Genomic DNA, 8,755 nt, shown 5'->3' with positions numbered 1-8,755 from the left:
ATCACCAGTGGAAGCATTACGAGTAACACAGTTGCAGATGTGGCAGCAAGGCGGGGAGTATCATTCTCCCTATTATTGGGCTGCATTTACATTGCAGGGTGAATGGCAGTAATGTCATTTCAGTGATCAGTTATCAGTTATCAGTTATCAGTTATCAGTTATCATTTATCATTTATCATTTATCATTATATCAGTACCTCTGCTTCGATATTATATCATACAATTATATTGCTTTTATAGATTCTAAATAGAAAAGTAACTATGGCTAATAGAATGACAAATGCTAAAAATAGCCAATTTGAAACAATATTACTAGGGTGTAGGGCATCATTCGCTTTCACTCTATTAAGCAGCACTCTAATATTTTCAACTCCAGCTCTCAGCGTTGGAAAAAAAATAGGGCAGCCTACAGAGAAAGCGTTGCAGTCTCAAATACAACTATTTCCGCAAAGTACAGCTAAAATTTTCAGGGGAGCGATCGCTAAATGGGAAGAAAAATTATCTCTATTTTTATATAGCAAAGTTGCCAAAGCAGATAATATTAGTGAGCAAGCTGAGGGCTTTCTTTATATTGGAAATGTTTACAGCGACCTAGAGGAAAACCAATTAGCTATAGAAAATTACAACCAAGCTCTACAACTGTTTCGACAGATAGGAAATATCTCTGGGGAAGCAAGTGCCCTCACGGGTCTTGGTAATATTCACAGAAACTTAAAAATAAATAAATTAGCCATAGAAAATTACAACCAGGCTTTGCCACTATTTCGTCAGATCAACAATTCTGGTGGAGAAGCAATTGCCCTCATGGGTCTCGCTATTGTCTACAGAAACTTAGGAGAAAACAGATTAGCTGTAGAAAATTACAACCAAGCTTTGCCACTATTTCGGGAAATAGATGATATTGATAGAGAAGCAGAAGTTCTGACTGGAATTGGTGATGTCTATAAAAACTTAGGAGAAAACAGATTAGCTGTAGAAAATTACAACCAAGCCTTGCCACTATTTCGGGAAATAGATGATATTGATAGAGAAGCAGAGGTTCTGACTGGAATTGGTGATGCCTATAGAAACTCAGGAGAAAAAAAATTAGCCCAAGAATATTATAAGCAAGCTTTACCATTGTTACGGCAGATCGGCAACCTCCCTGGAGAAGCCATTGTCCTCACTAGCCTTGGTCATACCTACTCTAACTTAGGAGAAAAAAAATTAGCTCAAGAATATTATAAACAAGCACTCCCCCTATTTCGCCAAACAGGCGATCGCCGTGAGCAAGCCACAAACCTCTACAATATAGCTAGTATTAAATATAGCCAAGGCCACCTGATTGAAAGCCTACCAATTATAGAAGAATCTCTGGCAATTGTAGAAGATATCCGCACTAAATTTGATAGTCCAGAACTCCGCACATCCTACTTTGCTAGCGTACAGGATAGATATAAATTCTACATCAAACTGCTGATGGAACTTCACCAACAGCAACCCAAGCAAGGCTTCGATGCTAAAGCTTTTCATGCAAGTGAACGTAGTCGCGCTCGTACTCTCCTCGAACTCCTGACAGAAGCTGGTGTCAATATTCGTCAAGGAGTTGATTCGCAGCTTGTCAGACGAGAACAGGATCTGCAAAAACAACTCCATGTCATCGAAAAACGACGCATAGAATTATTGAGTGGGGAATATACTCCGGAACAAAAAGCTAAGATAGAAAAGACCAGAGACAAACTGATCGATCTATATGAACAACTCCGCACTCGAATTCGTACTACTAGCCCTAATTATGCAACTTTAACTCAACCTCAACCCTTCACTGTTAGACAGGTTCAACAACAGGTACTTGATGATGAAACCTTACTCCTACAATATTCTCTCGGTAAAACACATAGCTATTTGTGGGCAATAACTAAAGACAGCATCCATAGTTATCAGCTCCCTCCCCAAGCAAAAATAAAAGCTGCTGCTATAGAGTTAATGATTGCAATGACAAACCGACTGGAACGCAACGACATCATAAAAATTGATAACGCAACTGATAATCTGACAGAAATTATTCTTCAACCCGTTGCCGATAAATTAAACAAAAAACGTCTATTAATAGTGGCTGATGATTTATTACAATATATCCCTTTTGCTGCTTTATCTCAACCAGGCACTACAACAGAAAGTAATAGTTATCAACCTTTAATTGTCAACCACGAAATAGTAAATCTACCCTCTGCTACTACTATTGCGACTATTCGCAGTGAAACCAAATCTCGGAAACTTGCCCCGAAAAAAGTTGCTATTATTGCCGATCCAGTATTTAGCCCTAGTGATGCTAGAGTCACAGGAGAAACTATAACGGCATCCACAACTGAATCTCGCAGTCGTGCTTTTCCCCCAGAGGCTCAACAAATAGATAGGGCAGCCAGAGATGCAGGTATAAAATGGGACAGACTACCCGGTACTCGCACTGAAGCAGAAGCAATTTTAGCAATAGTACCAGAAAACGAACGCATTTATAGCTTTGATTTTGAGGCTAACCGAAATATAGCCACCAGTGAGGAGTTATCTAGATATCAGATTGTACATTTTGCAACTCATGGTTTTGCTAATAGTAAGCAACCAGAGTTATCAGGAATAGTCATGTCGTTAGTGGATAGAAATGGTAATTGGCAAAACGGGTTCTTGAGACTGAATGACATTTTCAACCTTAATTTGCCAGCAGAGTTAGTAGTATTAAGTGCTTGTAAAACAGCATGGGGAAAAGATATTAAAGGAGAAGGGTTAGTAGGTTTAACAAGAGGATTCATGTATGCAGGATCAAAGCGGGTAGTGGGTTCGTTGTGGCATGTCGATGACGTGGCGACAGCAGAGTTAATGTCACAGTTTTATCAGGGAATGTTAGAGCAAGGATTATCTCCTGTCGAAGCATTACGAGATTCCCAGTTGCAGATGTGGCAACAAAATCAAATTAGTCCCTATTATTGGGCTGCGTTTACGTTACAAGGTGAGTGGCAGTGATTGTAGATAATTGAGGAAGTGTGGGAAGTGTGACAGATGGAGAAATAGGGAGATCTAGAAAGATTTAGCCATGGCGCTCAGATGGAACAATTTTTTTATACCGAATTTAGCTGATACAAATTTGATAAATGTTTGTTACAAATTGAAAAAGTACATGATTTTCAGCTCTTCATGCTCAAAGAGGAGCGCATTTTTAGCGCATATAGCGCTGTGCGCAGCTCATTTGGCAGTAGGCAATAGCGGTCGGACCCCGCGCCGCCGACAGCTCGCTTGCGGAACGCCGACTCCTGTGAGGGAATGCTGACCAACAGAGGCAGTAGGGGGGATAAAAAGCTTATTATATAAAACTTTTAGCTATTAGACACCTCCTGAAATTTGTAAAGCAAGCCAGCGCACATTGCTATACAAAAAAAATATCCCCTACTCCCCTTTTCCCCTCCTGGAAAGGGTTAGGGGTGGGGACCCTACTCCTTAAAAAAGACTTTTTCAGCAAACCCTAGTTAGGAACAGACCAAGATCGCACTTTACCCAATGTCACAGGCATCAAGTCAGATACATCAATAGTAAAACGATATACTTTCTTTGCCCTGCTAGTGTTATCTGGATTAAAAAACTTGAGCTTCACATCCCAACAGCTGCTACCATAACGACAGAAAGGACTTTTTTCTACTTCTATACTGTGCAACTCCATACCAACTGCTACTGCTTCAGAAATAGAAGCTGTTGCTTGAAAAGCATTTGTCGCAGCAAAGTTGAGGGCGCGATCGCGGTCTGCTTGTCCCAAGTTGCGGAATTCATAATAAACCCGTTGCAGAAAACTTCTGAGAGATTTTCGTACTGCCTCCTCCTCCGCTTCTTCTCGCTCTGCACTTACTGATGCGATAGCACTATCAATCAGCATATTCACTGTCCAACCATACATTCCTCTGGGACTGTATATTTTCACCACGGGTAGAATTTGCCCAGAAAATAATTTCACAGTTTCGTCGCTTAACCTACCAGTAATGCTGACTCTTTCGATGTAACCTTCATTGTCTTCTGACTCAACCTGTCCTGATATCATATTTTGCAGAGTTTCATAAATATCCTCAGCAAATGCGCCTACAGGTTGGAGAACATAAATAGGAGTTAATTCTATACTTAATATCCAGATTAAAGATTTGGCTTCATATAAATTAATATCAAGATAATCTGCCATTTGGGTGGCATCATAAGGGTTCGCAGGAGCTTGAACTCCTGAAATAACTGTTGCTGGCATCAACTGTTTAAATGAATCGCGCCTTGCTTCTGTGCCAAAATCATAACCCACTGTCCCCAAAGCATAAATTTTGTTGGAAGTAGCACTGGGCATAATACCATTAGTAGGTTGAGCGATCGTTGTTGGGTCGTTACCTTTTTCTGTTGAGTTTAATACCCTGCTGTCTACACGTTGTTTACCATTGGTTGGGGTTTGAGTCCCCATCAAATTTTTACTCCTTCCTTCTTCAATGACTTTTAACTCTGATGAGGCAGTAATATTTGTTTGAGTATTTGTCAGCTTCTCCCTACTGTCTCCCACTTTGAGAGAAAGAGGTGATATAGCATTTTCCTTTGCAGCAACTACAGATACTTCATCTCTAACATCTTCTGATATTACCTCTGCTGTAGAAACTTCCACTACTGCTAACTGCTTTCCTGTCAAAAGTTGAAAAGCTCCGGCAATATTAAGCTTACCTAACATACAGCGTTCGACTTCTTCAGTATCTTCCAAAGTACAGGGAATGGCACTATTTGTTAATGCTGCTTGTATTGCTTCTGCATCTGGAGTTGCTCCTTGCTGCAATTGCAAACTCATTAGAAGTGCTGAAATACCTGTTACCATTGGTGCTGCACAACTGGTACCTTTATTACGAACAGTTTCTTCTGTTCCTGGTTGAGCGCCAAGAATATTTTCTCCGGGAGCAATAATACCTTGTTTTTGGTACTGCCCACCCCAGTTACTAAACTTGAATATTTGACCATTATCTTTCATTGCCCCTACCGACATTACTCCAGGCAAGATAGCGGGAAGACACCAACATTCGCCTTTATTGTTTCCAGTCGGAGCGACGATTAAAATATTATTTTCTAGAGCTTGACGTACTGCTTTTTCCAGTAGTTCGTGAGCAACGCCAGTTTTGCTAGGGCGACAGGCAGCACAGTGAATAATATTTGCCCCTAGATCTACAGCTAGGTTAATGCCACGAGCTAAGTTTATAGGATCGACGTAATAATCATTACCATAACCTATAGGAATATTAATTCCTCGACATTTGTAAGCAATACCTTCGACAGGAGTACCTGGTTGTCCGAAAATGTTACTAAAAACATGGGTGGCGTGAAAAGCTGCTCCAAGGACTTCTCTGGTTAGTTTGTCTGGGATAGCCTCCTTGAGTTTTGCCTCTCTCACCTCATTTTTTTCATCCGAATTTTGAATTTCTCGGAAAATGTCTATATATTTGGGGTCAAATTCTATTGGTTGTTGCCAATAAGAGTTGATTTTTGCGACGTTAGCTCCTTGAAAGCAACCTCTATCTAGATCTGCAGCTCCATCTAGGAGAACTACAGTGATGCGGGGATCGCCTCTGGTGTGCGTCCACAGTTCTTTTAGTCCAGGGATATCTGCAAAATCTGGCACAATTTAAAGTTAAATTTTAATTATATTTTCAGATTGAGTATACACCTAAATATATACTGTGAGAATATTGTTGGGGAAAAAATTTAATAATTCATGACTGACGCACTTGCAACATATTTTTGTCCGAAGTAAGTTATTAAGGTTTAGCAATCTCAAATCCTAACTAGTTTTTCATACCTCACGCGTAAGTCCAGTCCTTGTTAAAATAGTATAGGAGAGAACAGTAGGAAAAACATTTCCCTGTCTAAAGATAATTATAAGTCCTAACCTATCTTTGCACTATTGCTATAATAATTAAATTGAATGTATAGCCAGGAATCATAAATATGAGATTGCCTAAACAAACACCTCCAGTGAAAAGACCCCATCTAATTTCTCCTAGTCTAGCAGTAGACGTGGTTCATGGTCGCGGTGAAGACCTAGCAACAATTCGTATGGACTTGACGCATGGGGCTAATTATAACGACCCAGCCCACTATAATTATCCGGCTTACAATCAGATCAAGTTCTCTGGTTGGGGTTTATGAGAGTCATCTGCACTTGTATAGTCGGGCGATCGCTAATCTTGAAAAAATTTATAATGTTGTAAAATAAGGATAATTATGTCAGAAAAGCAAACATCTCAAGATTCTCAAAAATTAAGTAACAGCGAAAAACAAGATATACCTGAACAAGAACAAATATCTACGACACAGGCAACTGGTCTGGAAGACTACGCACATTGGATAAGGGTGTATAAAGACCATAAGAGGGAAGGCGATCGATCTTTCCGTCGCGGACGCATTTGGGCTTGATATCAAATCAGGAAGGCAGTTATGCTGAGGGCAGAAGGCAGAAGGGAAAGAAAGGTTTAAAGGAAGAAGGTTTTTGATGATTAAATTATCAAAACATGATATTACTTACTATCTTCCAGTTGAGAACTTTTAACTTCTTCCTTTTTCCCTCTTCCTTCTTAAATAAATCAAAAATCATGGCAGATATTAAGAATCTATTAAACCAATTAGCCTCCCAAGAAGCACAGTTAAATAATATTCAATTTCTAGCACCTTGTGTGGGAGGTGGGCGAGTTAAAACAAGAGTAGCAGGAATAGTTTATACCTTTCAAACTCAACCTAAAAAAATTGAAGGTTGGGGAATTTTTCAGCCAATTAATGATCAAACAGCAAGATTTGTAGAAGAGCCAAGTTTACCTCAATTAGAGGAATATTTTCAACTTTTAAAACCTCTCAGATTATTCCTTGCCTGTCAATTAAAAGGGCAAAAATGGCTGGCATATCCAACTAATGAATCTGATGCTAAACAACGTTTTGGTTTTGCTAAACCTATAGTAGTTCATCTAGTAACAGAAGGAGCTATGTTTGAGCCAATAATTGCCAGATTTGATGGTAGTTCCTGGTGGTTTGAAGATATAGATCGCCGTGCCGATCCTTTTGTTGCGGAACAGTTGCGGAAGGCGTTCAAAAATATTACGCCACCCAAGGAAGTCAGGTTTAAGGGGATAACCCCAGAAATGAAAACAGTTTATGACTTAGTAGCGCGACAAAAAGAAGAATTTATGAAGCAAGTACAACAGCAAAGGGATGAGAAACAACTGCGTGAAGCGTTAGAAATGGGAGGAGGTGAATTACAGAATTTTCGCGATCGCTCTACTTATTGGCAAGTAGAATGGGTGACAAGGGATGGGGAGCGCCATACTTCTGCTATTGATAAAAATGATTTGACTGTCGTGAGTGCTGGTATTTGTCTGAGTGGGGGCGATCGACATTTTGACTTACAATCTTTAGTGGGTGTTGTTGAGCAGAGGTATTAAAGAAGGAAGAAGGAAGAGGGAAGAGGGAAGAGGGAAGAAGGAAGGAAGGAAAGACCGAAAAAGGAAGGAAGGAGAAAAATTATGCTTCTAATTTGGTAAGGATTCAGGTCTAAGAGCGATCGCTTCGGTGGATTCTCAGAAGGGAAATTCAAGAAGATTAGTTCCCTTGATAAAAAAAACAAACCTTGGTAAAGTAAAAGCATGAGTCAATCACAGCCCCCAGCAAATCGTAAACGCCTCAACCAGTTGTCAAAGGAAGAACTGGTAGAAATGTTGTTGACTCAACAGAAACTAATCGAGAAACTGCAAAAACAAATTGATAAATTAAAACAGAGTCAAAACTTAGACAGTAAGAACTCCTCCAAACCCCCATCAACCGATCTACTGAAAAAATCAGAAAAGGCCAAGGCTAAAGAAGAGTCTCCAAGTTCTGAAGAAAAGAAGAGGCGACCAGGAGAACAAATAGGCCATGAGGGTAAGACTCGTAAAGGGATAAATATGCTGGTGTTCTCAGTAGTGATGATCTAAGTGTTTATAATGGCTATCCAGTAATGGCTCAACAGAAGTGTTTAGCTCATCTACGTCGCCATTTTCAACGATTGATTCAACTACCAGGGCTATCAACAGTATTAAAATAATTGGACAAAGTGAGACACAATTAGACAAATACTCTGTGGTATACTAGATTTATGTCTAATTTATTAACTATATATGAAACAGCAGGACTGCGCGCTTAGTGCCAACAGCTCTAATAATCATGAAATCCTTTAAAACTAAGTTAAAACTTAACAATTACCAAAAAACCATACTTGCCAAACACGCAGGAGTTGCACGTCATGCCTATAACTGGGGGTTAGCAACTTGTATTACTGAGTACGAAGAAACTAAAAAACACCCCAGTGCAATTACCCTGCATAAACGTTTAGTAGCGGAAGTCAAATCAATTAATCCCTGGTATTATGAGGTATCTAAATGTGCCCCTCAACAAGCCTTAAGGGATTTAGACAGAGCATTTAAAAACTTTCTAACTATTCGGGGACGTGGATTTCCAAAATTTAAAAAAAAAGGTAGAAAAGACAGCTTTTACTTAGAAGGAAGTATTAAGATTTTCCAAGGAAACTACATACAATTACCCAGAATAGGAATAGTAAAAACATACGAAATTTTACCCTCTGTACCAGTAAAAAACGTCAGAATATCAAAAAAAGCAGATAATTGGTACATAAGTTTTAAATATAATTTTGAATCCAAACCAACAGAAAAAGTAGGAGAAACTATAGGTGTAGACATAG

7 protein-coding genes and 2 pseudogenes are annotated in these 8,755 nt (G+C 39.4%); 8 read left to right on the top strand and 1 reads right to left on the bottom strand.

All coding sequences use genetic code 11. From position 1 onward, the window contains the following. Positions 1 to 7: 7 nt before the first annotated feature. Both AC3DU7_RS17840 and AC3DU7_RS17835 read left to right on the top strand, forming a co-directional pair. Positions 8 to 112 carry a CHAT domain-containing protein gene (locus AC3DU7_RS17840; protein WP_488040660.1) on the top strand — a complete coding sequence of 35 codons (105 nt, stop codon included), beginning with the start codon at positions 8 to 10 and terminating at the stop codon, positions 110 to 112. 149 nt (positions 113 to 261) lie between these two features. Beyond that, on the top strand, positions 262 to 2,997 hold the full coding sequence (locus tag AC3DU7_RS17835; protein ID WP_488040659.1) for a CHAT domain-containing protein: 2,736 nt from the start codon (positions 262 to 264) through the stop codon (positions 2,995 to 2,997). Positions 2,998 to 3,493: 496 nt separating this feature from the next. Here the strand turns inward: AC3DU7_RS17835 and AC3DU7_RS17830 are convergent, their stop codons facing one another. Beyond that, positions 3,494 to 5,653 carry a S8 family peptidase gene (locus AC3DU7_RS17830; RefSeq protein WP_488040658.1) on the bottom strand — a complete coding sequence of 720 codons (2,160 nt, stop codon included), beginning with the start codon at positions 5,651 to 5,653 and terminating at the stop codon, positions 3,494 to 3,496. A gap of 326 nt (positions 5,654 to 5,979) precedes the next feature. Here AC3DU7_RS17830 and AC3DU7_RS17825 point away from each other — a divergent pair, with 326 nt between their 5' ends. The 6 genes and pseudogenes from AC3DU7_RS17825 to AC3DU7_RS17800 all read left to right on the top strand — a co-directional run. Continuing rightward, the gene (locus AC3DU7_RS17825; RefSeq protein ID WP_488040657.1) at positions 5,980 to 6,180 is read left to right on the top strand and encodes a cyanobactin biosynthesis system PatB/AcyB/McaB family protein; all 201 of its coding nucleotides are present in this window, start codon (positions 5,980 to 5,982) and stop codon (positions 6,178 to 6,180) included. A gap of 75 nt (positions 6,181 to 6,255) precedes the next feature. After that, the gene (locus AC3DU7_RS17820) at positions 6,256 to 6,447 is read left to right on the top strand and encodes a cyanobactin biosynthesis PatC/TenC/TruC family protein (protein WP_488040656.1); all 192 of its coding nucleotides are present in this window, start codon (positions 6,256 to 6,258) and stop codon (positions 6,445 to 6,447) included. A 176-nt stretch (positions 6,448 to 6,623) separates the two neighbouring features. Beyond that, entirely contained in the window at positions 6,624 to 7,463 is an 840-nt protein-coding gene (locus AC3DU7_RS17815; RefSeq protein ID WP_488040655.1) for a hypothetical protein, read from the top strand. A gap of 201 nt (positions 7,464 to 7,664) precedes the next feature. Further along, a pseudogene (locus AC3DU7_RS17810) lies at positions 7,665 to 7,967 on the top strand (DUF6444 domain-containing protein); the annotation flags it as partial. Then, positions 7,958 to 8,083, top strand: a pseudogene (locus AC3DU7_RS17805) (IS66 family transposase); the annotation flags it as partial. The pseudogenes AC3DU7_RS17810 and AC3DU7_RS17805, both read left to right, overlap by 10 nt. Positions 8,084 to 8,220: 137 nt before the next feature. Next, a partial coding sequence (locus AC3DU7_RS17800; protein WP_488040654.1) for an RNA-guided endonuclease InsQ/TnpB family protein occupies positions 8,221 to 8,755 on the top strand: 535 nt, incomplete at its 3' end.

The organism is Okeania sp., assembly GCF_983059655.1.
The sequence above is the reverse complement of the archived record's forward strand: the minus strand, read 5'-3'. Positions and strand labels throughout refer to the sequence as shown.